The organism is Streptomyces sp. NPDC052109, from assembly GCF_040680195.1.
Lineage (GTDB): Bacteria > Actinomycetota > Actinomycetes > Streptomycetales > Streptomycetaceae > Streptomyces.
Genome location: NZ_JBFAWF010000020.1, coordinates 17,569 through 42,815, shown reverse-complemented (window position 1 = coordinate 42,815; position 25,247 = coordinate 17,569). Strand labels below are relative to the sequence as shown.

At 72.2% G+C, this 25,247-nt stretch carries 23 protein-coding genes; 12 read left to right on the top strand and 11 right to left on the bottom strand.

The genetic code is table 11. The annotated features are described in order from the left end of the window. Nucleotides 1–167: 167 nt before the first annotated feature. From AB0L59_RS31550 to AB0L59_RS31515, 8 genes are all read left to right on the top strand, one after another. Nucleotides 168–944 carry an amino acid ABC transporter ATP-binding protein gene (locus AB0L59_RS31550; protein WP_365590047.1) on the top strand — a complete coding sequence of 259 codons (777 nt, stop codon included), beginning with the start codon at nucleotides 168–170 and terminating at the stop codon, nucleotides 942–944. 75 nt (nucleotides 945–1,019) lie between these two features. Further along, nucleotides 1,020–1,856: a glutamate ABC transporter substrate-binding protein gene (locus AB0L59_RS31545; RefSeq protein ID WP_365590046.1), complete on the top strand. Its 837-nt coding sequence runs from the start codon at nucleotides 1,020–1,022 to the stop codon at nucleotides 1,854–1,856. Between the two features lie 76 nt (nucleotides 1,857–1,932). Beyond that, on the top strand, nucleotides 1,933–2,598 hold the full coding sequence (locus tag AB0L59_RS31540; RefSeq protein ID WP_365590045.1) for an amino acid ABC transporter permease: 666 nt from the start codon (nucleotides 1,933–1,935) through the stop codon (nucleotides 2,596–2,598). Then, on the top strand, nucleotides 2,595–3,554 hold the full coding sequence (locus AB0L59_RS31535; protein ID WP_365590044.1) for an amino acid ABC transporter permease: 960 nt from the start codon (nucleotides 2,595–2,597) through the stop codon (nucleotides 3,552–3,554). Before AB0L59_RS31540 ends, AB0L59_RS31535 begins: the two co-directional genes overlap by 4 nt. A gap of 176 nt (nucleotides 3,555–3,730) precedes the next feature. Then, complete coding sequence (locus AB0L59_RS31530; RefSeq protein WP_365590043.1) at nucleotides 3,731–5,335, top strand: FAD-dependent monooxygenase; 1,605 nt, start codon at nucleotides 3,731–3,733, stop codon at nucleotides 5,333–5,335. Nucleotides 5,336–5,412: 77 nt separating this feature from the next. Then, the gene (locus AB0L59_RS31525; RefSeq protein ID WP_313960178.1) at nucleotides 5,413–5,499 is read left to right on the top strand and encodes a putative leader peptide; all 87 of its coding nucleotides are present in this window, start codon (nucleotides 5,413–5,415) and stop codon (nucleotides 5,497–5,499) included. Between the two features lie 67 nt (nucleotides 5,500–5,566). Beyond that, entirely contained in the window at nucleotides 5,567–6,100 is a 534-nt protein-coding gene (locus AB0L59_RS31520) for a cysteine dioxygenase (protein ID WP_365590042.1), read from the top strand. Continuing rightward, entirely contained in the window at nucleotides 6,097–6,510 is a 414-nt protein-coding gene (locus AB0L59_RS31515) for a rhodanese-like domain-containing protein (RefSeq protein ID WP_365590041.1), read from the top strand. The genes AB0L59_RS31520 and AB0L59_RS31515 overlap by 4 nt, the downstream gene beginning before the upstream one ends. Nucleotides 6,511–6,603: 93 nt before the next feature. On the opposite strand, the gene AB0L59_RS31510 is transcribed toward AB0L59_RS31515, so the two are convergent. The 5 genes from AB0L59_RS31510 to AB0L59_RS31490 form a co-directional block, all read right to left on the bottom strand. Further along, a complete protein-coding gene (locus AB0L59_RS31510; protein WP_365590040.1) occupies nucleotides 6,604–9,132 on the bottom strand; it encodes an FtsX-like permease family protein in 2,529 nt (842 codons plus the stop codon). Nucleotides 9,133–9,330: 198 nt separating this feature from the next. Further along, nucleotides 9,331–10,182 (bottom strand): recombination regulator RecX, encoded by an 852-nt coding sequence (gene recX, locus AB0L59_RS31505; RefSeq protein WP_365590039.1) that lies wholly within the window; start codon nucleotides 10,180–10,182, stop codon nucleotides 9,331–9,333. 2 nt (nucleotides 10,183–10,184) lie between these two features. After that, nucleotides 10,185–11,312: a recombinase RecA gene (recA, locus tag AB0L59_RS31500; RefSeq protein WP_365590038.1), complete on the bottom strand. Its 1,128-nt coding sequence runs from the start codon at nucleotides 11,310–11,312 to the stop codon at nucleotides 10,185–10,187. Nucleotides 11,313–12,057: 745 nt separating this feature from the next. Next, nucleotides 12,058–13,305: an AI-2E family transporter gene (locus AB0L59_RS31495; protein ID WP_365590037.1), complete on the bottom strand. Its 1,248-nt coding sequence runs from the start codon at nucleotides 13,303–13,305 to the stop codon at nucleotides 12,058–12,060. A 114-nt stretch (nucleotides 13,306–13,419) separates the two neighbouring features. Beyond that, nucleotides 13,420–13,614, bottom strand: coding sequence for a DUF3046 domain-containing protein (locus tag AB0L59_RS31490; protein ID WP_365590036.1), 195 nt, complete (start codon nucleotides 13,612–13,614; stop codon nucleotides 13,420–13,422). Nucleotides 13,615–13,694: 80 nt separating this feature from the next. On the opposite strand from AB0L59_RS31490, the gene AB0L59_RS31485 reads away from it, so the two are divergent. Next, a complete protein-coding gene (locus AB0L59_RS31485) occupies nucleotides 13,695–14,639 on the top strand; it encodes a hypothetical protein (RefSeq protein ID WP_365590035.1) in 945 nt (314 codons plus the stop codon). A gap of 27 nt (nucleotides 14,640–14,666) precedes the next feature. Here the strand turns inward: AB0L59_RS31485 and AB0L59_RS31480 are convergent, their stop codons facing one another. From AB0L59_RS31480 to AB0L59_RS31470, 3 genes are read right to left on the bottom strand one after another with little or no spacing between them, the layout of a single operon-like run. Beyond that, the gene (locus tag AB0L59_RS31480) at nucleotides 14,667–14,975 is read right to left on the bottom strand and encodes an AzlD domain-containing protein (protein ID WP_365590034.1); all 309 of its coding nucleotides are present in this window, start codon (nucleotides 14,973–14,975) and stop codon (nucleotides 14,667–14,669) included. Beyond that, nucleotides 14,972–15,784: an AzlC family ABC transporter permease gene (locus AB0L59_RS31475; protein WP_365590033.1), complete on the bottom strand. Its 813-nt coding sequence runs from the start codon at nucleotides 15,782–15,784 to the stop codon at nucleotides 14,972–14,974. The genes AB0L59_RS31480 and AB0L59_RS31475 overlap by 4 nt, the downstream gene beginning before the upstream one ends. Nucleotides 15,785–15,807: 23 nt before the next feature. Further along, the gene (locus tag AB0L59_RS31470) at nucleotides 15,808–16,734 is read right to left on the bottom strand and encodes an AraC family transcriptional regulator (protein ID WP_365590032.1); all 927 of its coding nucleotides are present in this window, start codon (nucleotides 16,732–16,734) and stop codon (nucleotides 15,808–15,810) included. Between the two features lie 106 nt (nucleotides 16,735–16,840). Here AB0L59_RS31470 and AB0L59_RS31465 point away from each other — a divergent pair, with 106 nt between their 5' ends. From AB0L59_RS31465 to AB0L59_RS31455, 3 genes are all read left to right on the top strand, one after another. Further along, nucleotides 16,841–21,811, top strand: coding sequence for an ATP-dependent helicase (locus AB0L59_RS31465; RefSeq protein ID WP_365590031.1), 4,971 nt, complete (start codon nucleotides 16,841–16,843; stop codon nucleotides 21,809–21,811). A 45-nt stretch (nucleotides 21,812–21,856) separates the two neighbouring features. Then, entirely contained in the window at nucleotides 21,857–22,702 is an 846-nt protein-coding gene (locus AB0L59_RS31460; RefSeq protein WP_365590030.1) for a DNA-formamidopyrimidine glycosylase family protein, read from the top strand. A gap of 197 nt (nucleotides 22,703–22,899) precedes the next feature. Next, nucleotides 22,900–23,664 carry an SDR family NAD(P)-dependent oxidoreductase gene (locus tag AB0L59_RS31455; RefSeq protein ID WP_365590029.1) on the top strand — a complete coding sequence of 255 codons (765 nt, stop codon included), beginning with the start codon at nucleotides 22,900–22,902 and terminating at the stop codon, nucleotides 23,662–23,664. On the opposite strand, the gene AB0L59_RS31450 is transcribed toward AB0L59_RS31455, so the two are convergent. The 3 genes from AB0L59_RS31450 to AB0L59_RS31440 form a co-directional block, all read right to left on the bottom strand. Beyond that, nucleotides 23,612–23,890 (bottom strand): hypothetical protein, encoded by a 279-nt coding sequence (locus AB0L59_RS31450; RefSeq protein WP_365590028.1) that lies wholly within the window; start codon nucleotides 23,888–23,890, stop codon nucleotides 23,612–23,614. The genes AB0L59_RS31455 and AB0L59_RS31450 overlap by 53 nt on opposite strands. 250 nt (nucleotides 23,891–24,140) lie before the next feature. Continuing rightward, nucleotides 24,141–24,611 carry a DNA starvation/stationary phase protection protein gene (locus AB0L59_RS31445; RefSeq protein WP_365590027.1) on the bottom strand — a complete coding sequence of 157 codons (471 nt, stop codon included), beginning with the start codon at nucleotides 24,609–24,611 and terminating at the stop codon, nucleotides 24,141–24,143. A gap of 182 nt (nucleotides 24,612–24,793) precedes the next feature. Next, entirely contained in the window at nucleotides 24,794–25,168 is a 375-nt protein-coding gene (locus AB0L59_RS31440) for a helix-turn-helix transcriptional regulator (protein ID WP_365590026.1), read from the bottom strand. Nucleotides 25,169–25,247: the final 79 nt, after the last annotated feature.

The following is a 25,247-nucleotide window of genomic DNA, read 5'->3' as shown; positions in this document are numbered from 1 at the left end:
CCCGCCGGTTCCGTTATCCGGCCGATACGCGCACGGGCGGCAAGTGCTACGACACGTGTCCGATTGCTATCGGATCGTGATGCTCAGATCTCCCTCAGATGTGATGACGCAGGTCACAGCCGCTCACTACTGTCCTCCGAAACCGAGGAGGACGGAGCCCGAGAGCGATGACCAATGTATCGGTGACCAAGGAAGACGCGGTCACGTCCGACGAACTGGTCGTCCTGAAGAGCGTCAACAAGCACTTCGGCGCGTTGCACGTGCTCCAGGACATCGACCTGACGATCGCCCGCGGCGAGGTCGTCGTGGTCATCGGGCCCTCCGGGTCCGGAAAGTCGACCCTGTGCCGCACGATCAACCGCCTGGAGACGATCGACTCGGGCACGATCACGATCGACGGAAAGGCCCTGCCGCAGGAGGGCAAGGAGCTGGCGCGGCTGCGGGCGGACGTCGGGATGGTCTTCCAGTCCTTCAACCTCTTCGCGCACAAGACCGTGCTCGAGAACGTGATGCTGGGTCAGCTCAAGGTCCGCAAGGCGGACAAGAAGCAGGCCGAGGAGAAGGCCCGGTCCCTGCTCGACCGGGTCGGCGTGGGCACCCAGGCCGACAAGTACCCCGCCCAGCTGTCCGGCGGCCAGCAGCAGCGCGTGGCCATCGCGCGGGCGCTGGCGATGGGCCCGAAGGTCATGCTCTTCGACGAGCCGACCTCCGCCCTCGACCCCGAGATGATCAACGAGGTCCTCGAGGTCATGCAGCAGCTCGCCCGTGAGGGCATGACGATGGTCGTCGTCACCCACGAGATGGGATTCGCACGATCGGCTGCCAACCGTGTGGTCTTCATGGCCGACGGCCGGATCGTCGAACAGGCTGCGCCCGACCAGTTCTTCAGCAACCCGCGCAGCGACCGGGCCAAGGACTTCCTGTCCAAGATCCTGCACCACTGACGGGCCAGGGCCTGCCCCGCCCCTGGGTTGCCTTTTCCAACGGACCTCGTTCCTCCCATTCAAAGGAAGTTCAGCATGAAGCTCCGCAAGGCCACCGCCGCCTCGGCCGTCGTTCTCGCCCTCACTGTGGCGGCCACCGCGTGCGGTGGCGGCAAGAAGGACGACAACGGCTCCTCCGGTGGCGGCAAGAAGATCGCCATCGGCATCAAGTTCGACCAGCCGGGCCTGGGCCAGAAGACCCCGCAGGGATACGCGGGCTTCGACGTGGACGTGGCCACCTATGTCGCCAAGAAGCTCGGCTACAGCGCCGACCGGATCGAGTGGAAGGAGTCGAAGAGCGCCGACCGCGAGACCATGCTGCAGCGCGGTGACGTCGACTTCATCGCCGCCACCTACTCGATCACCCCGGAGCGTCAGCAGAAGGTCGACTTCGCCGGTCCGTACCTGCTGGCACATCAGGACGTGCTGATCCGCGCGGACGACAACAGCATCAAGTCCCCGGCGGACCTGAACAAGAAGAAGCTGTGCTCGGTGACGGGCTCGACCTCGGCGCAGAACGTGCACGACAAGCTGGCCCCCAAGGCGCAGCTCCAGCAGTACCCCACGTACTCGGCCTGCCTGACCGGTCTGCAGAGCAAGGCGATCGACGCCCTGACCACGGACGACTCGATCCTCGCCGGCTACGCCGCCCAGGCCCAGTTCAAGGGCAAGTTCAAGCTCGGCGGCTTCAAGATGACCAACGAGAACTACGGCATCGGCGTCAAGAAGGGCAGCGCCCTGAAGGACAAGATCAACAAGGCGCTCGAGGAGATGGTCTCCGACGGTTCCTGGGAAACGGCCGTGAAGAAGAACTTCGGTCCTGCCAACTACAAGAACGAGCCCGCCCCGAAGATCGGCGACATCAAGAGCTGAGGAAACGCCCGGTGGGTGCGCCGTCGCTGAGGGCGGCGCACCCGGGCATCCCTGACACGCGGAAGCGCGGGAGATCGTGTTCGACTTTCTTGACAAGTACGACGTGCTGGGCGCCTTCTGGACGACGGTGCAGCTCACGCTGCTGTCCGCCGTGGGCTCCCTGGTCTGGGGCACCCTGCTGGCAGCCATGCGGGTGGGCCCCGTACCGCTGATGCGCGGTTTCGGCACCACCTACGTGAACATCCTGCGGAACATCCCGCTCACGGTGATCATCCTCTTCGCCTCGCTCGGTCTCAACCAGACGCTGGGCATCGACCTGGGCTCGGACAAGGTCGACACGACCAACTTCCGGCTGGCCGTGCTCGGTCTGATCGTCTACACGTCGGCCTTCGTCTGCGAGGCGATCCGCTCCGGCATCAACACGGTGCCGGTCGGTCAGGCGGAGGCGGCCCGGGCCATCGGCCTGAGCTTCACCCAGGTGCTGTTCCTGGTCGTACTCCCGCAGGCCTTCCGCGCCGCCGTCGGCCCGCTGGCCAACGTGCTGATCGCATTGACGAAGAACACGACGGTGGCGGCCGCGATCGGCGTGGCGGAAGCGGCGCTCCTGATGAAGAAGATGGTGGAGAACGAGGCGCAACTGCTGGCGATCTCCGCGGTCATCGCCTTCGGGTTCTGCTGCCTGACGCTGCCGACCGGTCTGATTCTCGGCTGGGTGGGCAAGAAGGTGGCGGTGAAGCGATGAGCTCGGTCCTGTACGACGCCCAGGGCCCGCGGGCCAAGCGGCGGAACATCCTGTACACGGCGGTCTTCCTGGTCTGCCTCGCCGCCCTCGCATGGTGGGTGTACACGTCCCTCGACGAGAAGGGCCAGCTGGCCTGGGCGCTGTGGAAACCGTTCTTCAGCTCGGAGGCGTATTCGACGTACATCTGGCCGGGCCTGCAGAACACCTTGAAGGCGGCGGCCCTGGCCATGGTCATCGCGCTCCCGCTGGGTGCCTTCTTCGGCATCGCCCGGCTCGCGGACCATGCGTGGGTGCGGATACCGGCGACGGTCGTGGTCGAGTTCTTCCGCGCGATTCCGGTGCTCGTCCTGATGATCTTCGGCAACGAGCTGTACAGCCAGTACACCAACGTGAGTTCCGACGACCGCCCGCTGTACGCGGTCGTCACCGGTCTGGTGCTGTACAACGCGTCGGTGCTCGCCGAGATCGTCCGGGCGGGCATCCTCGCCCTGCCGAAGGGCCAGTCCGAGGCGGCCATGGCGATCGGTCTGCGCAAGGGCCAGGTGATGCGGCTCATCCTGCTGCCGCAGGCGGTCACCGCGATGCTCCCGGCGATCGTCAGCCAGTTGGTGGTCGTCGTGAAGGACACCGCGCTCGGCGGCGCCGTCCTCACGTTCCCCGAACTGCTCGCGTCGGCGAACACGATGAGCGGCTACTACGGCGCGAACACCATCGCCTCGTTCACGGTGGTGGCCGTGATCTTCGTGATCGTCAACTTCTCGCTGACCTCGTTCGCGAGTTGGCTGGAGGGCCGGCTGCGGCGGCGCAAGAAGTCGTCCGGCGCGGTGCTCGGTGTCCAGGACGTCGCGGGCATCGCGGGCTCGGCGGCGACCGGGGCCGGAGGCGCCGTCGGCGGCGTGGACCCCGGCGGCCCCTTCGTCGGCGGCGGCCACCACGGCGGCGTCCACGGGAACTGACGTTCATTCAGGTGACACGGGCGCCCCAGGGGCAGTGGCCTGATCGCCACTGCCCCTGGTGGCTTGACGCAAACTCTGCCAATGGGTTGCATACATTCTGTGATCGTGCACCCCGCTCCCCCTTCCTGTTCACTTGTCACCGTCAGGGCATCGTCACGGGCAGGGGGCGCGGCGTCATGGACCCGGTGATCATCGTCGGAGCGGGGCCCGTCGGGCTCACGCTCGCGCTGGCACTGGCCCGCCAGGAGGTGCCGTCCGTCGTCCTGGACGAGGGCCCCGGCAAGGACGAACCCCGACCGGCACGCACCGTCGTGCTGCGGGAGGACACGGCCGCCCTGCTGGAGCGGCTGACCGGGGTGGCGCTCGGCGACCACGGTGTGCGGTGGGCCGGATGGCGGTCCCTCAGGCGCAGGCAGGTGCTGAGCGAGATCACCTTCGACGAGGCGGACCCCGCCGCGCCGCTGCACATCGCCCAGCACGTCGTCACGGCCGCCCTGCGGGCGGCCGTCGCCGACGAGCCGCTGGTGCGGATCGCCGTGGACAGCCGCCTGGACTCGATCGAGCAGGAGCGTTCCGGCATCACGGCGCACACCCGTGGTCCGCACGGGACCTGGTGGCGTGGCAGTTATCTGGTCGGCTGCGACGGACCGCGCTCCACCGTGCGCAAACTCCAGGACATCCGCTTCCCGGGCCGTACCGCGGTGGAGCGGCACGCGGTCGCCGCGCTACGCGTGGAACTTCCGTGGGAGGGCCGCGCGTTGCTCCATCGGATGCCGCCGTGGCGGCAGTCCGGGCCCTCGGCCGGGGAGGTGACCGCCCGCCCCCTCCCGGACGGCGCGTGGCGCCTGGACTGGCTGCTGCCACCGGGCAAGGACCTGGTCACGCCCGAGATCCTGGTGTCCCGGATCCGCGAGACGCTCGCGGGCTGGACGGACGGCTCCACACCGCCGTACGAGCTGCTCGACACCGGTGTCCACACGGTGCACCACCGGCTCGCCCGCCGGTGGCGTGTCGGCCGGGTCTTCCTCGCCGGGGACGCGGCCCATCTGCTCGGCGCGCTCGGCACCCAGGGGCTGGACGAGGGCCTCAGGGACGCCGACAACCTCGCCTGGAAGCTGGCCCCGGCCTGGCATCACGGCCCGCACGAGGTGCTGCTGGACAGCTATCAGGCCGAGCGCCGCCTGGCGATCACCGCCCGGCTGCGCGCCGCCGACCAGGTGCTGCCGGTGCTGCGTGGCGCCGGCGGGCTGCGCCAGATGGTCCCGGGCACGGCACGGGGCCACGACGCGCTGCTCACGGACGGTCACCTGGGGCGCGGGCCGCTCGGAGCGCCGGTGACGTACGCCGACTCGCCGCTCGCACCCCGGCAGCTCGATGGGGAGATCCCGCTCGGCACCCCGCCCGGTGCACCGGTCGCCGACGTGCGGGTCACCGCGGAGGACGGTTCCTTCGTGCGGCTGCGCGACCGGCTCGGCCGCGGCGTCCTGCTCGTCGTCCTGATCGCGCCGGGTACGGGCGTGTGGGACCGCAAGCACTGGATGTCGGCCGGGGTCATGCCGCGGCTCGCGGCTTCCGTGACCGCGCTGCCGTACCGTGCCGAGCTGCTGGTCGCGGAGAGCTACCCGGGTGCGCCGGCGCACAGCGTGCTGCTCGTGCGCCCCGACGGCCACCTGGTCACCGCGCTGAGCGGGGTCCGCCCGGCCGACCTGTACGCGGCGGCGGAGGCGACGATGGGGGGCGCCGCGCAACAGGAGGCGCGGGCTGTCTCCGGCGCCCGCTGACCCGCTGGCCTGTCACCCTCTGTCCACATGGTGACGGTGAGTTGACCGGAGTATCCCGGCATGCTGTACTCCGCACCATGACCGACACCTGCGTGCGCCTGTGGCGGAGGGTCCATATGGACCTCGTCCGCTACGCGGGCTGTGTGTGTCGCCCGTCCTGCTGATTTCGCCCCCTCTCTTTCCGGGCGCCGCGGTGCGCCCGTTCCGCGAACATCTCCCAGGACGGTGCACGTGTCTGTCTCCCCCGCTCCCGTGTCCCCTGCCGTCGGCTCGGCGCCCACCCAGGCGGACCTCCTCGACTTCGTGCGGCGTACCGCCGCCGACACCGAGCTGATCGCCTCGCTACCGCTCGACCCGGACGGCCGCACCTGGCTGCGACTGGAGGGTCCGGGCGGCAGCGAGGCCTGGCTGATCGGCTGGCCGCCCGGCACCGGCACGGGCTGGCACGACCACGCCGACTCGATCGGCGCGTTCCTCACGGCCTCCGGCGTGCTCAGGGAGTACTCGCTCGCCGCCCGGCTGCCCACCGACGGCTGGAAGAACCTGGAACTCACCGAGGACGTGGACCGCGAACGCCGGCTGCCCGTCGGCGAGGGACGCTCCTTCGGCCGCCACCACGTCCACGAGGTCCTCAACGAGTCCCCCGAGGAGCACGCGATCTCCGTGCACGCCTACTACCCGCCCCTTCCACGCATCCGCCGCTACAGCCGCACCGGTCAGGTACTCCGCCTGGAGCAGGTCGAACGCCCGGAGGACTGGCAGTGAGCGGCGACCTCGGTCATGCACCGGTCGGCATCGACGAGTTGCTGGAGCGGGTGCGCGCGGGCTACCGGCGCATCGAGGCACGGGAGGCGCACGAGGCGGCACGGAGGGGTGAGGCGCTGCTGGTCGACATCCGCTACGCGGCCCTGCGCGAGCGGGACGGGCTGATCCCCGGCGCGCTCGTCGTCGAGCGCAATGAACTGGAGTGGCGCCTCGATCCCCAGGGCAGCCACCGCGTTCCCGAGGCCACCGGCCACGACCTGCGCGTCGTGGTGATCTGCAACGAGGGCTACGCCTCCAGCCTCGCCGTCGCCTCCCTCCACCGGCTCGGTCTGCACCGGGCGACGGACCTGGTGGGCGGCTTCCAGGCCTGGCGGGCGCAGGGACTCCCGGTGGAGCCGACGGGGCCTTGAGCCGGAGCGTCTCCGGGAGGCCCGGCGCCCGAAGCGGAGATGAGCCCCGTGGCGGCCACGCAGGCTCATCTCCGCCGCTCCTCCCCCGCTGTGTCACTCCTTCGCCGTGGCCACCGTCACCGCCCGGACCCGAAGTGCCGCCCGCCCGGGAACCGCACTGGCCACGAGCGCGAGGAGACCGGCGACCCCGACGACGGTGGCGTAGAGCAGGGGCGTGACCGAGGGCGCCGCACGGCCCGTCATGCCGACGCTGAACGCGGCGAGCACGACGAGCGCGATCCCGCTGCCGAGCGAGGTGGCGAGGCACAGAACGGACAGCGTCTCGGTGCGCAGCATGCGCAGGACCTGACGGCGGGTCGCACCGGCTAGCCGGAGCAGGGCGAAGTCCCGCACACGCTCCGCTACCGACATCGCCAGCGTGTTGACCACGGCGATGGCGGTGAAGGCCAGCACGAGCCCCATGGCGAGATAGTCGACCTCGGCGTTCGCCTGCTGCCGGTCGGCCTGCAGGCCGTCGGCGGCGGCCGGCGAAAGAATCCGGAGTCCCGGGAACTCACGGAGCGTAGTCGCGAGTTGTGTCTCTGTACGGGCCGTGCTGACGAGGACGGAGGAGGCGAGTGGGTTGTCGACATGGCGGGCGACGAGGTCGTGGGCGAAGGTGATGTCTCCGAACCCGAGACCCCTGGCATAGACGGCGGCGACGGTGAGCGTGGCGGGCGTCCCGTCGCCGAGGGTGAGCTTCAGTGTGCTGCCGGGCGTCAAGTGCTGCTGGTCCGCGGCCAGTTGACTGACAGCAACGGTGTGAGCGGCGAGCCGGTCGAGGGAGCCGGCCGTGACCTGCGGGTCCCAGGTGCGGGTCAGGCCCGCCGGGGTGACGCCCTGCGCGGGGTACTTGTCGAGTCCGACGCGGACGGTCGTACGGACCACCTCGGTGACGGTGTGGTGCTGTGCGCGCAGCCGCTGTGCGGCCTCGGCGGGGACGCCCGGTCCCTGCGCGGCGACGACCCAGTCGGCCCGGACGCCGTCCCGGACCTGGGCGCGGGCGGCATCGCCGAGGGTGGACTGGACGAACAGGACGGTGCAGGTCATGCCGACGAGCAGGGTGAGGGGGGTGACGACGGAGGCCATCCGGGCGGCGTTGCCGCGCAGGTTGGCGGTGGCGAGGCGACCGCCGTGACCGGTGAGTCGCAGCGGGCCGCCGAGCACCAGCGCGGCCGCCTTGACCAGCACGGGACCGAGCAGGGCGACGGAGGTGGACAGGACGACGACGGCGAGGAAGGTCACGGGCGTGGAGGCGGGCTCGGTGCGCAGGGAGGTGAGGACGACGACGAGGACGGCTCCACCGGCGAGAAGCAGCAGCCCGGCGCCGATCCGGCCCCAGGCGGGACGGGTCCGCTCGGTCCTGGCCTCGGCGAGGGCCTCGGTCGGGCGGATCCGGACGATCCTGCGTGAGGCGATCCGGGCCGCGGCCCAGGCGCCGAGCAGAGTGGCGGCCAGGGCGACGAACGGCGGGAAGACACTGACGGTGGGCTCGAGTGTGGCGGGTACGGCGCCCAGGGCCACGAACCTGGAGTGCAGCCAGTCACCCAGCGGCAGCCCGAGCAGCGCGCCCACCGTGCCTGCCGCCGCACCGACGATCAGCGCCTCCCGGCCGAGCAGTCTGCGGATCTCTCCGGGTGTGGCGGCGATGGCGCGGAGCAAGGCGAGTTCGCGGTGGCGCTGCTGCACGGTCAGCGCGAAGGTGCCGACGACCACGAGAACCGCTACCAGCAGCGAGGTCCCGCCCATGGCGCCACCCATGCTGACCAGCCGGGTGCGGGCGGCGGCCGCGTCCAGGAACTCGACGGGCCCGCGGGCCGCTCCGGTGCTGACCTGGGCGGTGGTGCCGGCAAGCGCCTGGGCCACGGCGGTCCGCACCTTCTCGAGGTCCGCCCCCGTGGTCGGCAGCACACCGAACGCGCTGACCTGCCCGGGATGCGCGGCGAGGCGGCGGGCCTCGGCGGTGGAGAAGAACAGGGAGGTCTGGTGGCGAACGGCGGTGGCCGGGGCGGCGATACCGGTGATGCGGTAACGGCGCGGGGCCTGCGTGGACTGCACGGTGAGCCGGTCACCTGGCCGCAGCCGGGCCCGTGCGGCGAGGGCGCTGTCGATGACCAGGTCACCGTCGGACGCGGGCGCGCGGCCGGTGGTCAGCCGGTACGGCGTCAACGCGGCGGATTCCCAGGCATGTCCGTAGGCGGTGCGACCGCCGGTGCCGGCCGGGGTCAACGGCTGGGCGAGGAAGGTGAGTTCGGGCACGACCCGGGCCACGGCCGGGACGTGTGCGAGTCTGGTGCGCAGCCGCTCGGCGATCCAGGCGCGCTCGGCGATGGGTTTCGCCTTGTGCTTGACCTTGGTCTTGCCCTTTTTGTGCTTGACGGTGGTCCGGTGGACGTACTGGTCGCCGGAGACCACGACGGGAGCGGCGGCGTAGCGCTCGGTGCGGATGGTGCCGCGCAGGCCGGTGTCGAGGAGGGTGCCACAGGCGGTGATCAGAGCGGCCGCGCACATCAGCGCGAGGAATGCGCCCAGAAAACCCACCTTCCGGGCACGGACCGTCTTCAGGGCGTATCGCAGCATCATCGGGTGGGCTCTCTTCTGTTGTACGCGTCGGCTGGGTCGTACGCGGCCGGCCACGGCTGGTGTGTGCCGTGCTCCGGAACGTGCGTACAGACTCGCCCGCGCGTGGCAGGGAGAGCACTGAGGTGGTCCGGCGTCTTCGGCTGAGGTTAACCCCCTTACGCCCATGGAGGGTCCGGAGATGTCCGGCCGCCCGAGGACTCAGAAGTCCCCTTCTCCTAGGAACTCGGCGTCCTCGCCCTCTTCCTCCAGGGCCTGACGGACAACCCGGAGAGCCATACCCTCGGGATAGCCCTTGCGGGCCAGCATGCCGGCGAGGCGGCGAAGCCGCTTGTCACGGTCGAGGCCGCGGGTGGCGCCCAGTTTGCGGGCGACGAGCTCGCGGGCCGTCGCCTCCTCCTGCTCGGAGTCGAGCTGGGAGACGGCCTCGTCGATCAGCAGCGAGTCGACCCCCTTGGTCCGCAACTCCTGGGCGAGCGCCCGGCGCGCGAGTCCTCGGCCATGGTGCCGGGACTCCACCCAGGCGTCCGCGAACGCGCTGTCGTCGATCAGCCCGACCTCCTCGAACCGCGACAGCACCTCCTCGGCCACCTCTTGCGGGATCTCCCGCTTGCGCAGCGCGTCGGCGAGTTGCTTGCGGGTGCGCGGGGTCCCGGTGAGCAGGCGCAGGCAGATCGCCCGTGCCCGCTCAGCCGGGTCCCCTGAAGACTCCCCCCGCTCGGCCCTCGACGAGGAAGGGGCGCCTTCGTCCTCACTGGGCGCGTCCCCGAAGCCGCGCCGCCGGCCGCGCCCCCGGCCGGCCCGCGGAACGACGTCGCCGCGGGCGCCACGGCCGGGTGAACCACCCACGGACAGCTCGTCCACCGGGCCGCCCGGGCGGACGCCACCGTCGGCCCGGGTCCCACGGTGCTCGTCGTAACCCTCGTAACCGTCGTCCGGATATCCGTCGTCACCACCCGGGGCGGAGCCCCAATGGCCCCCGGCGCCCCTCCCCCGTGGGGCACCGGGGGTGGTGGTGTATTCGTACTCGGCCCAGTCGGTTCGTCGTGTCACGGTCAGCTCTTGGCTGCGGCGGCCTTGGGCTTGGTGGCCTTGGCGGCCGACGGGGCGGGCACCGCCTTGGCGTCGTCGGCGGGCGCGGTGGTGACCGCCGCGTCCGAGCCCGGCTCGGCGGCGGGCTCCTCCGGCCGGACACCGACGCCCAGCTTCTCCTTGATCTTCTTCTCGATCTCGTTGGCCAGGTCGGGGTTGTCCTTGAGGAAGTTGCGCGCGTTCTCCTTGCCCTGGCCGAGCTGGTCGCCCTCGTACGTGTACCAGGCGCCGGCCTTGCGGACGAAGCCGTGCTCCACGCCCATGTCGATCAGACCGCCCTCGCGGCTGATGCCCTGGCCGTAGAGGATGTCGAACTCGGCCTGCTTGAAGGGCGGGGCGACCTTGTTCTTGACGACCTTGCAGCGGGTGCGGTTGCCGACCGCCTCCGTGCCGTCCTTCAAGGTCTCGATGCGGCGGATGTCGATACGCACCGAGGCGTAGAACTTCAGCGCGCGGCCACCGGTCGTGGTCTCCGGGGAGCCGAACATCACACCGATCTTCTCGCGGAGCTGGTTGATGAAGATCGCGGTGGTCTTGGACTGGTTCAGCGCGCTGGTGATCTTCCGCAGCGCCTGGCTCATCAGCCGGGCCTGGAGACCGACGTGGCTGTCGCCCATCTCGCCCTCGATCTCCGCACGCGGGACGAGCGCGGCGACGGAGTCGATGACGATGAGGTCGAGCGCGCCGGAGCGGACGAGCATGTCCACGATCTCCAGGGCCTGCTCGCCGTTGTCGGGCTGGGAAAGGATCAGGTTGTCGATGTCGACGCCGAGCTTGCGCGCGTACTCGGGGTCGAGGGCGTGCTCCGCGTCCACGAAGGCGACCTGGCCGCCGGCCTTCTGGGCGTTGGCCACGGCGTGCAGGGTCAGGGTCGTCTTACCGGAGGACTCCGGGCCGTAGATCTCGACGACACGGCCGCGGGGCAGGCCGCCGACGCCGAGGGCGACGTCGAGAGCGGTCGACCCGGTCGGGATGACCTCGATGGGCTCCTTCGACCGCTCGCCCATGCGCATGACCGCGCCCTTGCCGAATTGCCGTTCAATCTGTGCGAGCGCGGCGTCGAGCGCCTTCTCGCGGTCGGTTCCTGCCATGGGTTCCACCCGGTTTGCTTGAGTCGATCGCTTCACGTCAAAGACGCTAACGCCTGCCACTGACAATGCGCCCCGACGCAGGCCCAGCCTGTGGATAACCGACGGACTTAACCCCACAAAACCGGATGAAATCCACTACCCGAAGCCTCGCCTGAACCCCCATAAGAATGGATGTTCGATTTTTGTGTCAAGCGCACCCTGCGGCGTCCGGGGAGCCGACGCAGCCGCGGACCGACGCGCAGGTACGACGTGACCCGGATGACGGTGATCAGCGCCGGCCCGAAGGAGAGCCCGAGGGCGACGGGCTCGCGCACCAGGAGACGGGACCGTCCCACGGGCTGCCGCCGACCGCGAACCGCCGCCGACTGACGTGGTGGAGGTCGGCGGGATCACGGCCGCAAGGCCCCGCCGGCATGCCGCTCGCCGTCCGCTCCGGGTTCCGGATCCTGCCGGCGGCGCCGGCCTCCGGAGCGGCCGAGGGGCCCGCCCAGGCCCCCGCACGGCGTGAGCCCACATGCCGTACTCGTCCTGTGCGTGCCGGCCCGGCTGTTGTCGCACTCCTCCCCGGGACGAGAGGACGCACCGCCGGATCGTGGCCACGGCGGCCGGCTGTTACGCGGCGGCCCGCCGCCGGGGCGGGTTGCGGGCGGTGCTGATGCACCGATGACCAGGCCGAGCTCGCACCGGCCCACGACGCTGCTCTCCCGTCACCGGCCCGCGAGGCCCGTCGCCGCGGCGCACCGGCTCACGACGACTCCTCCGCCTCGGGCCGACCTGCGCGCGGCCGGCGTATGCGCGCCAGCATCCCGGTGGCGGCCGGCCCCCGGCTCCGGTGTCCGTGCACCCTCGGATCGTCCGTGACGGCGTAGCGCTTCACGTACGCCCCCAGGAACGCCTGAAGGGTGGCCACCGCCGGGATGGCGATCAGCGCGCCGACGGCGCCCAGCAGCGCGGTGCCCGCGATGACCGAGCCGAAGGCGACCGCCGGGTGGATGTCGACCGACTTGGCGGTCAGCTTGGGCTGGAGCATGTAGTTCTCGAACTGCTGGTAGATCACGACGAAGACCAGCACCCACACCGCGTACCAGGGGTTGACGGTGAACGCGATCAGCATCGGCAGCGCACCCGCGAGGTACGTGCCGATGGTCGGGATGAACTGCGAGACCAGGCCCACCCAGACACCGAGCACGGGCGCGTACGGCACACTCAGGGCCTGGAGCAGGATGTAGTGGGCGATGCCGGAGATGAGCGCCATCAGGCCGCGCGAATAGAGGTAGCCGCCGGTCTTGTCGACGGCGATCTCCCAGGCGCGCAGCACCTCGGCCTGGCGCGCGGGTGGCAGCACGGAACACAGGGCGCGGCGCAGGCGGGGGCCGTCGGCGGCGAAGTAGAACGAGAACAGTCCCACCGTCAGCATCTGGAACAGTCCGCCGAGCACCTGTGCGGAGACGTCGAGGACGCCCGCGGCGCTGTTCTGCGCGTACTTGCGCAGCCAGTCGGAGTGGAGCAGGCCCTCCTGGACGTCCACGCGGCGGAGCTCCGTGTGGAAGGTCTCATTGATCCAGTTGATGAGGGAGTCAAGGTAGTCCGGGAAGCCCTCGATCATCTTGATGATCTGGCCGGCCAGCATGGAGCCGAGCAAGGCGACGAACCCGGCGACGGCGATCGTCAGCCCGAGGAAGACCAGGAAGGTGGCGAGCCCCCGGCGCATCCCGCGGGCGGCCATCCGGCTCACCGCGGGCTCGATCGCGAGGGCCAGGAAGAACGCGATCAATATGTTGATCAACAGCCCGGTCAGCTGGTGGAAGGCCCAGCTGCCGAGCTGGAACGCGGCGATCAGCGCGAGCGCGAGCACCATGGCACGCGGCAGCCAGCGCGGCATGCGGCCGCCCGGAGCGACGGCGCCGGTGGCCGGTGGCCGCTCGGTCGATGTCGTGCCGGCCGGTGCCGCGTCCCGGGTCAGCGGCTCGTTGTCCTCGTCAGTGGGTGCCACGGGCCAAGTCTCGCCCACGCCACCGACAACCGGTGCCGACCTGCGGTCTTCGTGACCGATCGGTGCCGTACGGACACCCTCTTCGCGGACATGCAGGGCGTTTCCGGCAGCACTTCACCGCCGCTCGCCCGGCACGTTCATGACCGCGCAGACCACGCGCCACACGTCCTTCGCGTCCCAGCCGGCGTCCAGCGCCTCGTGCACCGTGCGCTCGCCGAGCTCCGACATGACGTGATCGCGTGCGAAGGTGTCGGCGTACCCCGGACCGAAGTGTTCCGCCATCCGCTGCCAGAAGACCGTCAACCGCATGACTCCAGTATCCCGCCCCTGGGGGTGGGCCCCGGCCGGGAGCACTTGCCGAGACCGCTTTCCGTCCTACGGTCTGACGCATGGCCGAAACCGGAGTTTCCCCACTCCCCTCCACGCCCCCGGCGCGCTTCCCGCTCTTCCGCGCCGAGCAGTTCGTGTGGCTCACCGCGCGCGTGCTGGAACAGCGCCTGTTCACGTATCACTTCCTGCACGGCACCCCGGACGCGGTGGAGGCGGCGCTGGACGCCTACCGCAACGAGGACGGCGGGTACGGGCACGCGCTGGAGCCCGATCTGCGTGGCCCCGTGAGCCAGCCCCTGCACATCGCGCACGCGCTGCGGGTACTGGACGCCATCGGGCGCTGCGGCGGGCAGCGGGTCGAGCGCGTGTGCCGCTATCTGACCTCGGTCTCCACCGCCGAGGGCGCCCTGCCGGCGATCCACCCCAGCCAGCGCGGATATCCGGTGGCACCGTTCGTGCCGGTCGTCGACGACCCGCCCAGCGAGCTGCTCGCCACAGGACCGGTGGTAGGGCTGCTGCACCGCAACGAGGTGTGGCACGCCTGGCTGTTCCGGGCCACCGACTTCTGCTGGCAGGCCGTGGAGACCCTGGACAAGTCCCACCCGTACGAGGTGGAGGCCGCCGTGGCCTTCCTGGACTCCGCTCCCGACCGCTCGCGCGCGGAGGCCGCCGCGGACCGGCTCGGCCGCATGGTGCGGGAGCAGCGGCTCGCGGCCCTGGACCCGGACCGGCTCGACGCGTATCCGGTGGCGTCCGGCTACGCCCCGGGCGAGCACCACTTCCCGCACGACTTCGCCAGAAGCCCGGACTCACTCGCCCGCGCGTGGTTCACCGACGACGAGATGGCACGCTCGCTGGACCACCTGGCCGCCGAGCAGCAGGAGGACGGCGGCTGGCCGATCCGGTGGCGCCAGTGGGCACCCGCCCCCGCGCTGGAAGGACGCCCTCTGGTGACGATCGAGGCACTGCGCACCCTGCGGGCGTACGGGCGTTTCGTGGGCTGAGCCGGCCTGGGGCGAGGCGGTCCCGCGTCACCCTCCGAGGGCCCGCACGCCCGCCGTCACCACCACGGCAGCCCCCACGACCAGCAGGAACGGCGCGCGCAGCACCAGCGCGACGGCGGCCGCACCCAGTCCCGCGACGCGCGCGTCCAGCACGAGCGCGTGCCCGTCGGCGAACGTCTGCTGAGCCGTGAGCGCGGCGAGGAGGGCGACCGGCAGCAGGGCGGCCAGCCGCCGTACGAACGGCCGCTCCATGGCACCCGCGGGCACCAGCAGGCCGGCCAGCTTGACGGCGTAGCAGCCGAGGGCGGTCAAGCCGATCGCGATCCACGTGTTCACCGGTCCTCCTCCGACTCCGGTTCCGCCGATCCGCCGGCCGCCTCGGGCCCCGGTGGTGCGCCCTGCTCCTCGGCGGCGCCGACCTCCTGTCCCCCATGCGCCCCGCGGCGGCCCTCGGCGACGAGGGCGACCGGTGCCGCCAGCGCCGCCACCAGGACCGGGACGCCGGCCGGCAGGACGGGCAGCAGGCCGAGGCCCAGCAGAACCGCGAGACCCGCGACCGCGCGCTCGGTGGTCGTCTTCAGCATCGGCGCGAGCAGGGCCAGGAACACCGCGGGCCCGGCCGCGTCCAGGCCCCACGCGCGCGTGTCGCCGATGGCCTTGGCACCGAGCGCGCCGAGCAGCGTGGTGAGGTTCCAGAGCGCGTACAGCGTGAGCCCGGTCACGGTGAAGCCGATCCGGCGGGCATGCCGGGTCGGCTGTGCCAGGGTGACCGCCGTGGTCTCGTCGATCACCCACTGGGCGGCGAACGGCCGTACCGCGCGTGGGAGGGCGAGCAGATCCGACAGCCGCAGCCCGTAGAAGGCGTTGCGTACGCCGAGGAAGAAGGCCCCGGCGGCGGCCGTGAACGGGTTGCCTCCGGCGGCGAGGGCTCCGACCAGGGCGAACTGGGAGGCGCCGGTGAAGACGAGGAGGCTGAGCGCGCAGGTCTGGAGCAGTCCGAGCCCGCTGCCGGCCGAGGTCACCCCGAAGGCGAATCCGGACAGGCCTACGGCGACACCGACACCGAGGGCGTCCCGCACGACCGCGCGGTCGGGCTTGTCCACGTCGTCGGCGGTGCTGTCCGCGAGTGCTGTCTGCTGTGCCACGCCCCGGACGGTACGGCCGTCCCTCAGCCCGGGTCTTGTACGTTCTTGCGCTCGCTCGCGTTCTCCGGGCCGCCCACATTCGTGCGCTCGCGCTGATACGCCCCGGGGGGCACACCGACGATGCGGGCGAAGTGCCGGTTGAGGTGGGGCTGGTCGGTGAAGCCGACGGCCACGGCCGCCTCGGCGGGCGGCGTTCCCGCGTCCAGCAGGACGCGCGCGCGGCGTACGCGGGCGTCGGTCAGCCAGGTGTGCGGCGGCATGCCGTAGGCGTCGCGGAACGCCCGCAGCAGCGCGAACGGGCTGGTGCCGAGGTCGGTGGCGAGCCGTTCCAGGGTCGGCGGCTCGGCCATCCGCTCGTCCAGCACGGCACGCGCGCGTGCCGCGACGCCGGCTCCGGCCGTGCGGACCGGCCGCTGCGGCAGCGGGCCGCCGTTCAGCCGCAGCAACCTGGTCACGGCGACCCTCAGCAGGGTGTCGGCGGCCAGCGCGTTGCCCTCGTCGGCGGCGCGGAGCACCTGGTGGACCAGGCGGACGGTGTAGGGGTCGTCGAGGACGGGGCTGGCGAAACCCGGCGTGCCCCGGATGCTGGTGGTCTCGGCCGCGATCGCGGCCACCACCTCGGGCGAGGGGTAGACCGCGCCGTAGCGCCAGCCCTCGGGGACACCGGCCCGGCCGGTGTGTGCGGTGTCCGGGTTGACCAGGGCGAGGGCCCCGGCGGGGACGTACACGTCGGAGCCGCGGTGGTGGAAGACTTCGACGCCGTCGGCTATGGCCGCGATCACGAAGTGCTCGTGGGTGTGCCGGACGAAGGTCTTGTGGACGTACCGGGCACGCAGCAGGTCCACGCCCGGCAGGTCGTCGTACCGCCAGTGCCGCGCACGCTCCACCGGGCGACGCCCAGCCGTCCGACCGCCCGCCCGCTCCTCGCCCCGCCGAGCTCCACCCGCCATACGCCCATTCTCCGCCCCGCCGTCAGCGACCGGCCCACGCCTCTCCGTCGCACCCGCGTTTGCCCAGGTCAGCACGATTGTCAGTGGCCGGGTGCAGGATGGACGCATGGTCAGCTCCCCACACCGAGCCCTCGACGGCTTCTCCCCCGCGACCCGCGGCTGGTTCACGGGGGCGTTCTCCGCGCCCACCGCGGCCCAGGCCGGCGCGTGGCAGGCCATCGGTGCGGGCTCGGACGTGCTGGTGGTGGCCCCGACCGGCTCGGGCAAGACGCTGGCCGCGTTCCTCGCCGCCCTGGACCAGCTGGCCTCGGCCCCGCCGCCGGCCGACCCGAGGAAGCGCTGCCGGGTTCTCTACGTGTCCCCGCTGAAGGCCCTCGCGGTCGACGTCGAGCGGAACCTCCGCAGTCCGCTGACCGGTATCCGCCAGCAGTCCGTGCGCCTGGGCCTGCCCGAGCCCGAGATCAGGGTCGGCATCCGCTCCGGCGACACCCCGGCGGCCGAGCGCCGCGCCCTGTCCACGCGCCCGCCGGACATCCTGATCACCACTCCCGAGTCGCTGTTCCTGATGCTGACCTCGGCCACGCGCGATGCGCTGACGGGCGTGGAGACGGTGATCCTGGACGAGGTGCACGCGGTCGCGGGCACCAAGCGCGGCGCCCATCTCGCGCTTTCCCTGGAGCGGCTGGACGAGCTGCTGCCCAGGCCGGCCCGCCGGATCGGCCTGTCGGCGACCGTCCGCCCGGTGGACGAGGTGGCCCGCTATCTCTCGCCGCGCCGCAAGGTGGAGATCGTGCAGCCGGAGTCCGGCAAGGAGTTCGACCTGTCCGTGGTCGTCCCGGTGGAGGACATGGGCGAGCTGAGCGGCGCGCCGGCGGCGGACGCGGGCGAGGGCGCCGAGCGGCCGTCGATCTGGCCGCATGTGGAGGAGCGGATCGCCGACCTGGTCCAGTCGCACCGCTCCACGATCGTGTTCGCCAACTCCCGGCGTCTGGCCGAGCGGCTGTGCAACCGGCTCAACGAGATCGCCTACGAGCGCGCGACCGGCGAGACGCTCGACGAGCATCACTCCCCGGCCCAGCTGATGGGCGGCTCGGGCGCCGCCCAGGGCGCTCCCCCGGTGATCGCCCGCGCGCACCACGGCTCGGTCTCCAAGGAGCAGCGGGCCCTGGTCGAGGAGGACCTGAAGGCCGGCCGGCTGCCTGCCGTGGTGGCCACGTCCAGCCTGGAGCTGGGCATCGACATGGGCGCGGTCGACCTGGTCGTGCAGGTCGAGTCCCCGCCCTCGGTCGCCTCCGGGCTGCAGCGCGTCGGTCGTGCGGGACACCAGGTGGGCGCGGTCTCCACCGGTGTCGTCTTCCCCAAGTACCGCGGTGACCTCGTCCAGGCGGCGGTGGTCACCGAGCGGATGCGCACGGGCTCGATCGAGTCCCTGAAGGTTCCCGCCAATCCGTTGGACGTGCTCGCGCAGCAGCTGGTCGCCATGACGTCGCTGGACACCTGGCAGTTCGACGACCTGCTCGCCGTGGTCCGCCGGGCGGCGCCCTTCGCGTCACTGCCCGAGTCGGCGTTCACGGCGGTCCTGGACATGCTCGCGGGCCGCTATCCGTCCGACGCGTTCGCGGAGCTGCGCCCGCGCGTGGTGTGGGATCGCGTGACCGGCGAGATCACCGGCCGTCCGGGGGCCCAGCGACTCGCCGTCACCTCCGGCGGCACGATCCCCGACCGCGGCCTGTTCGGGGTCTTCCTCGCCGGTTCCGACCCCAAGAAGGGCGGCGGCCGGGTCGGCGAGCTGGACGAGGAGATGGTCTACGAGTCCCGGGTGGGCGACGTCTTCACGCTGGGCACGAGTTCCTGGCGGATCGAGGACATCACCCGCGACCGGGTCCTGGTGTCCCCCGCGCCCGGTGTGCCGGGAAGGCTGCCCTTCTGGAAGGGCGACCAGCTGGGCCGCCCCCTCGAACTCGGCCGCGCGGTGGGCGCGTTCCTGCGGGAGGTCGGCTCGCTGCCCAAGGACGACGCCCGGCTGCGGCTGCTGGCGGCGGGCCTGGACGCCTGGGCGGCGGACAACGTGCTGTCGTACCTGGACGAGCAGCGCGAGGCCTGCGGCCATGTGCCGGACGACCGCACGATCGTCGTGGAGCGCTTCCGTGACGAGCTGGGCGACTGGCGGGTCGTCGTGCACTCCCCCTTCGGCGCCCAGGTGCACGCCCCCTGGGCCCTCGCGCTCGGCGCCCGTCTGTCCGAGCGATACGGCATGGACGCGCAGGTCATGCACGCCGACGACGGCATCGTGCTGCGTCTGCCCGACGCGGACCTGATGGGTCTGGACCTCCTCGACCAGGCACCGGCGAAGGCCGGCACGGAGTACGACAGCGAGCAGGCACCCGTCGGCGCGGCGGACGTCGCGTTCGACAAGGGGGAGGTCGACCAGATCGTCACCGACCAGGTCGGCGGCTCCGCCCTGTTCGCCTCCCGGTTCCGCGAGTGCGCCGCCCGCGCGCTGCTGCTGCCGCGCCGCAACCCGGGCAAGCGCACCCCGCTGTGGCAGCAGCGCCAGCGTGCGGCCCAACTGCTCCAGGTGGCGAGCGAGTTCGGCTCGTTCCCGATCGTGCTGGAGGCGGTCCGCGAGTGCCTCCAGGACGTCTTCGACCTTCCCGGGCTCGTCGAGCTGATGGGCGACATCGAGTCCCGCAAGGTACGCCTGGTCGAGGTCACCACCCCGGAGGCGTCCCCGTTCGCCCGCTCCCTGCTGTTCGGATACGTCGCCCAGTTCCTGTACGAGGGCGACTCTCCGCTGGCCGAGCGCCGCGCCGCCGCGCTCTCCCTGGACTCCCGGCTGCTGGCCGAGCTGCTGGGCCAGGCGGAGCTGCGCGAACTGCTGGACGCCGAGGTGCTGACCGAGCTGGAGCGCGAGCTGCAGTGGCTCACCGAGGACCGCCGGGTCAAGGACGTGGAGGGCACGGCCGACGTGCTCCGGTTGCTCGGCCCGCTCACCGACGCCGAGCTGGCCGTGCGCGGCGCCGACCCGCAGTGGGCCCGCGAGCTGGCCGCAGCCCGCCGGGCCATCAAGGTCCGGATCGCCGGAGCCGACCACTGGGCGGCGATCGAGGACGCGGGCCGGCTGCGCGACGCGCTCGGCACGGCCCTGCCGGTCGGCGTGCCCGAGGCGTTCACCGAGCCGGTGAAGGACCCGCTGGGTGATCTCCTCGCCCGGTACGCCCGCACGCACGGCCCGTTCACGTCGGCCACGGCCGCGGCCCGCTTCGGCCTGGGTGTGGCGGTCACCGAGGGCGCTCTGCAGCGGCTGGCCGCGAACGGCCGCGTCGTCCAAGGCGAGTTCCACCCGGCGGGCATAGGCCAGGAGTGGTGCGACGCGGCCGTGCTGCGCCGGCTGCGCCGCCGCTCCCTGGCCGCCCTGCGCCATGAGCTGGAGCCGGTGCCGCCCGCCGCGCTCGCTCAGTTCCTGCCGCAGTGGCAGCACATCGGCAAGGGGCACGGTCTGCGCGGCATCGACGGACTGGTGCGCGCCGTCGAGCAGTTGCAGGGCGCCTCCGTGCCCGCCTCCGCGCTGGAGAAACTCGTCCTGCCCTCCCGCGTGGCGAACTACACGCCCTCCATGCTCGACGAGCTGACCGCCGCCGGCGAAGTGGTGTGGGCCGGCGCGGGCGCCCTGCCGGGCAAGGACGGCTGGGTGTCCCTCTATCTGGCGGACGCGGTCCCCCTGCTCCTGCCGCCGCCCCACCCCCTGGAGCTGACCGCGCTCCACCAGTCGGTCCTGGACGCGCTCTCCGGCGGCTACGGCCTGTTCTTCCGCCAGATCGCCGACCAGGTCCGCGCCACCACGCATCCCGATGCCACCGAGCCCCAACTGGCCGACGCACTCTGGGACCTGGCCTGGTCGGGCCGGCTCACCAACGACACCCTCGCGCCGATGCGCTCCCTGCTGGGCTCGGGCCGTACGGCGGGCTCGACCGCCCACCGCGCCAAGCGGTCCGTCCCGCGAGGGCGCTACGGCTCGCTGACGGCCGCCGCGCGCACCGCCTCCCGCACGGGCCCGCCGACCGTCGCCGGCCGCTGGTCACTGCTCCCCGCGGCCGAACCGGACGTCACCGTGCGCGCCCACGCGCTGGCCCGCACCCTCCTTGACCGGCATGGCGTCGTCACCCGGGGTGCGGTCGCCGCCGAGGGGATCGAGGGCGGTTTCTCGGCGGTGTACCGGGTGCTGTCCGCGTTCGAGGAGAGCGGCCAGGCGCGGCGCGGCTATGTCGTCGAGGGCCTGGGCGCGGCCCAGTTCGCCATGGACGGGGCGGTGGACCGGTTGCGCGCGGTGTCCAACGCCCGCGAACGCGGCGAGAGCCTGAGCGCCCAGGGAATGGAGCGCGGCTTCGCGGAATCGGCCTTTCCGGACGGCTTCGACGGAAGCGACGGTGCGCCCCACGACCACGCGCTGCCCGGCGCCTTCGGTGGTGCCGACGGCGGATTCGCCCACCCCGGCCTCGACGGCGACTTCACCTGGCCCCCGGCGGACCCCCCGCCCGCCCCCGACGAGTACGTCTCGCCCCGCGACCTCGCAGACCCCTTCGCCTCCCCCGGTTACGGCGGTCCGCGAGGAGGCGGGGGCGGCGCCTACGGCTCGCCGGCGAACCGGGGGTACGGCACCGGTCGTACGAGCAGTTCCGCACCCGATCCCCGTGCGGTGGTCCTCGCCGCGGCGGACCCCGCCAATGCCTACGGAGGCGCCCTCTCCTGGCCCGAACCGCCCACCGGCGCCGGGCACAAACCGGGCCGCAAGGCGGGCTCGCTGGTCGTCCTGGTGGAGGGCGAGCTGACGCTCTACATGGAGCGCGGCGGCAAGACGCTGCTGGCCTGGCCGGCCGCCCCGGACACCGCGGCCCCGGACGACCCCCGGCTCCGTACGGCCGCCGAGGCCCTGGCCGCGGCGGCCCGCGCGGGCTCCCTCGGCACGGTCACGGTCGAGCGGATCAACGGCGCCCAGGCTTTGACGTCCCCGATAGGCACCCTCCTGGAAGGAGCGGGTTTCGTGGCCACGCCGCGCGGCCTGCGCCTGAGAGCATGACCGCCGCCGGACGCCCGCCTCACCCGACCGTGGCACTCTTGACGCATGCCCGAAGGTGACACGGTCTGGCAGGCCGCGCGGCGGCTGCACGAGGCCCTCGCGGGCAAGGCGCTGACTCGCAGCGACTTCCGGGTGCCCAAGTACGCCACGGTCGACCTCACCGGCCGAACGGTGCTCAGCACGATCCCGCGCGGCAAACACCTGCTGACCCGGTTCGAGGGCGGCCTGACCCTGCACACGCATCTGCGGATGGAGGGAACGTGGAAGGTGTACGGCACGGGCGAGCGCTGGCGGGGCGGGCCGGCACACCAGATCCGGGCGATCCTCGGCACCGCCGACCGCACGGCCGTGGGCTACCGCCTCCAGGTCCTTGAACTGCTGCGAACGAGCGACGAGGAGCGGGTCGTCGGACACCTGGGCCCCGATCTGCTCGGACCCGACTGGGACCCGGTGCGCGCCCTGGGCAACGTCCTCGCCGACCCGGCCCGCCCGCTCGGCGAGGCCCTGCTCGACCAGCGCAATCTCGCCGGCATCGGCAACATCTACAAGAGCGAACTGTGCTTCCTCCTCGGTGTCACCCCGTGGCTGCCGGTCGGCTCGCTCCCCACGGACCGCGCCGAACAACTGCCCGCGCTCGCCAAGAAGCTCCTGGAGGCGAACCGGGACCGGCCGGTCCGGCAGACCACGGGCCTGCACCGGCACGACCTGTTCGTCTACGGCCGCGCGCCCCGCCCCTGCCTGCGCTGCCGTACCTCGGTCCGCGTGGCCGACCAGGGAGACGGCTCCCAGGAACGCCCCACCTACTGGTGCCCCACCTGCCAGACGGGCCCCGCCCCCGCCCCGGGCTCACCCCAGCGCTGGCGAGACCGCTACCCCCGCCGCACCCCCTGACGACGCACCCGCGCCCCCGGACACCGGATCCGACGGCACCCGGGCCAGGGGCGGACGGGCGGGCCAGCCCACGAGCCGCCGACGCCCCAACCGCACGGGTTCCGGGCCCTCACCGCCACGGTCGGCCGGCGGACCGGTAACCCAGGGCCCCTTCCCACCAATTGACGGTTCGTCAGAAATGCTCGTACGGTCGCTTCATGTCCCTCACGGCGTACGACCTCACCGGGCGCACCGCGTTCGTCACCGGAGCCGCCGCCGGCATCGGCCGGGCCTCCGCCGTTCTGCTCGCCGAGGCGGGCGCTGCCGTGCACTGCGCGGACCGGGACGCGGACGGCCTGCACGGCACGGCGGAACTGATCGGGAAACGCGGGGGCACGGCCCGTACCCACGTCCTGGACGTCACCGACCGGGCCCGGCTCGCCGAGGCCGTCCGGTCCTGCGAGCGCCTGGACGTCATGGCCGCCATCGCCGGGATCATGCACAGCAGTCCCGTGCTCGAGACCCGCGACGAAGATCTCGACCGGGTGCTCGACGTCAACTTCAAGGGTGTGCTGTACGCCTGCCAGGAGGCGGCCCGGCGGATGCTGGCCCAGGACGCGCCGGGCAGCATCGTCACGATGGCGTCCGGCGCGGTCGACACCGGCGGCCCCGGGCTGCTCTGCTACGGCGTGGCGAAGGCGGCCGTGGTGCAGCTGACCAAGACGCTGGCCACCGAGGTCGGCCCGCACGGCATCCGGGTCAACGCGATCGCGCCGGGCTGGATCCGCACCCCGATGACCGAGCGCCACGACGGCGAGGCGCAGGCGCACACCGAGGGCATGATGGCGCGGATGGCCCCGCTGGGCCGGGTCGGCGAGCCGGACGACGTGGCACACGCGGTGCTGTATCTGGCGTCGGACGCGTCGGCGTTCACGACGGGTCAGATACTTCGCCCGAACGGGGGTGTGGCGATGCCCTGGTAACGCCCCCCACCCGCCAGGCGGCCACCCAGCGCCCCGCCCGTACCGCTCCGTCCGCCCGCCCCTTGGGCACACAGTGCACCGGCAGCAGACTCAGCCCCCATCCGCCGGCCACCACGGCGCCTTCCAGGACACCCGCGCCCTGCCCGAGGGCGAGCCGCAGCACAGCCCACCACCACGCGGCTGCGAACACCAGCCCGACCACCCAGCGCACTATCCGCCCCACCATGCCCGCCACCACCTCCTGCCGGACGCTAGATCGTCGCCTGCCCGGCACGGGAGGCGCACTTCGGGCTCACGGGTGCACGGGCACCGGCCCGGCGGACGCGAGCGGACGGGACCGGGGAACGATCAGCGGGACCTGTGGGGCCGGCACGCGGGCGGCAAGCGCAGCGCAAGGCAGGGCAGCGACCGGGCCGAGGGCACCGGCACCAGCACCGGCACCGGCACCGGCACCGGCACCGGCACCGGCCGAACCGCTACGCGTTCTCCGCCTGGAACATCCAGTGATGCTTCTCCAGGTCGGCCGTGATCCCGATGAAGATGTCCTGCGACACAGGATCCGGCTCTCCCGTCGCAACCACGCGCTCCCGCATCCGGGTGATCACCGCGCCGAGTGCGTCGACCATCGCCCCGACCGCGTCCCCGTCCTTGATCCAGCCCGCCGGGGTGGCGCCGATGCCACTGCCGGAGGCGACCGTGCCGGCGCGTCCGTCGGGCGGGACTCCGAGGGCGGAGGCCCGCTCGGCCACCGTGTCGGAGTGGGTGCGCGCGGATGCGACGACCTCGTCGAGCTGGAGGTGGATGGAGCGGAAGCGGGGCCCGACGACGTTCCAGTGGATCTGCTTGGCGACCAGGGAGAGGTCCACCAGGTCCACGAGGGCGCCCTGCAGCGCCTCGGCGACGGTCTTGAGATCCGCGTCGGCCAACGGGCTCTTCACGACGTACATCCGCTTCCTCCGATGCTTCGGCGCCGTCACGTCCCTCCCACCATGACCGCACCGTGCGAGCCCGGCAAACGGACACACACCGGGCCGTGAACGACAAGAACCCCGGCCGGCTCTCCCCAGGTCTCCCTGGAGAAGCCGTCCGGGGCCTCAGTCGTATCGGATTGTCAGGCCGCACACGTGTGTCACGCGGCGACCACGTCGACCGCCTCCGCGGGCGCCTTGATGGTCACCCGTTCCGGTGGCACGCCGGTCACCGACACCGAACCCAGCATCGGACGGACCGGCGTGGGCACAGGCTCGGTGGACCGGGCGGACTGGGCCAGTTCGGCGAGCGCCAGCTCGTCGCTCACCTCTCGCATGAGTTCCGACATCCGTACGTCCAGCGCGTCGCAGATGGCGGAGAGCAGTTCGGAGGAAGCCTCCTTCTGCCCCCGCTCCACCTCGGAGAGATAGCCGAGTGAGACTCGGGCGGACGAGGAGACTTCGCGCAGAGTACGGCCCTGGCGTTGGCGCTGCCGACGCAGCACGTCACCCAGCAGGCGACGGAGCAGAATCATCGGTGGCTCCCTCCTCGGACCGCGTAGCCGCATCCTTCTCGCCCCACCGTACCGCCTCGCGCCGCGGCCGTGCGGGGAG

Excerpts from the sequence above, each read along its gene's own strand:
- AB0L59_RS31550 (WP_365590047.1), top strand. The coding sequence starts at position 168 with ATGACCAATGTATCGGTGACCAAGGAAGACGCGGTCACGTCCGACGAA.
- AB0L59_RS31545 (WP_365590046.1), top strand. The coding sequence starts at position 1,020 with ATGAAGCTCCGCAAGGCCACCGCCGCCTCGGCCGTCGTTCTCGCCCTC.
- AB0L59_RS31535 (WP_365590044.1), top strand. The coding sequence starts at position 2,595 with ATGAGCTCGGTCCTGTACGACGCCCAGGGCCCGCGGGCCAAGCGGCGG.
- AB0L59_RS31530 (WP_365590043.1), top strand. The coding sequence starts at position 3,731 with ATGGACCCGGTGATCATCGTCGGAGCGGGGCCCGTCGGGCTCACGCTC.
- AB0L59_RS31525 (WP_313960178.1), top strand. The coding sequence starts at position 5,413 with ATGACCGACACCTGCGTGCGCCTGTGGCGGAGGGTCCATATGGACCTC.
- AB0L59_RS31510 (WP_365590040.1), bottom strand. The coding sequence starts at position 9,132 with ATGATGCTGCGATACGCCCTGAAGACGGTCCGTGCCCGGAAGGTGGGT.
- recA (WP_365590038.1), bottom strand. The coding sequence starts at position 11,312 with ATGGCAGGAACCGACCGCGAGAAGGCGCTCGACGCCGCGCTCGCACAG.
- AB0L59_RS31490 (WP_365590036.1), bottom strand. The coding sequence starts at position 13,614 with ATGCGGTTGACGGTCTTCTGGCAGCGGATGGCGGAACACTTCGGTCCG.
- AB0L59_RS31485 (WP_365590035.1), top strand. The coding sequence starts at position 13,695 with ATGGCCGAAACCGGAGTTTCCCCACTCCCCTCCACGCCCCCGGCGCGC.
- AB0L59_RS31470 (WP_365590032.1), bottom strand. The coding sequence starts at position 16,734 with ATGGCGGGTGGAGCTCGGCGGGGCGAGGAGCGGGCGGGCGGTCGGACG.
- AB0L59_RS31465 (WP_365590031.1), top strand. The coding sequence starts at position 16,841 with ATGGTCAGCTCCCCACACCGAGCCCTCGACGGCTTCTCCCCCGCGACC.
- AB0L59_RS31460 (WP_365590030.1), top strand. The coding sequence starts at position 21,857 with ATGCCCGAAGGTGACACGGTCTGGCAGGCCGCGCGGCGGCTGCACGAG.
- AB0L59_RS31455 (WP_365590029.1), top strand. The coding sequence starts at position 22,900 with ATGTCCCTCACGGCGTACGACCTCACCGGGCGCACCGCGTTCGTCACC.
- AB0L59_RS31450 (WP_365590028.1), bottom strand. The coding sequence starts at position 23,890 with ATGGTGGGGCGGATAGTGCGCTGGGTGGTCGGGCTGGTGTTCGCAGCC.
- AB0L59_RS31445 (WP_365590027.1), bottom strand. The coding sequence starts at position 24,611 with ATGTACGTCGTGAAGAGCCCGTTGGCCGACGCGGATCTCAAGACCGTC.
- AB0L59_RS31440 (WP_365590026.1), bottom strand. The coding sequence starts at position 25,168 with ATGATTCTGCTCCGTCGCCTGCTGGGTGACGTGCTGCGTCGGCAGCGC.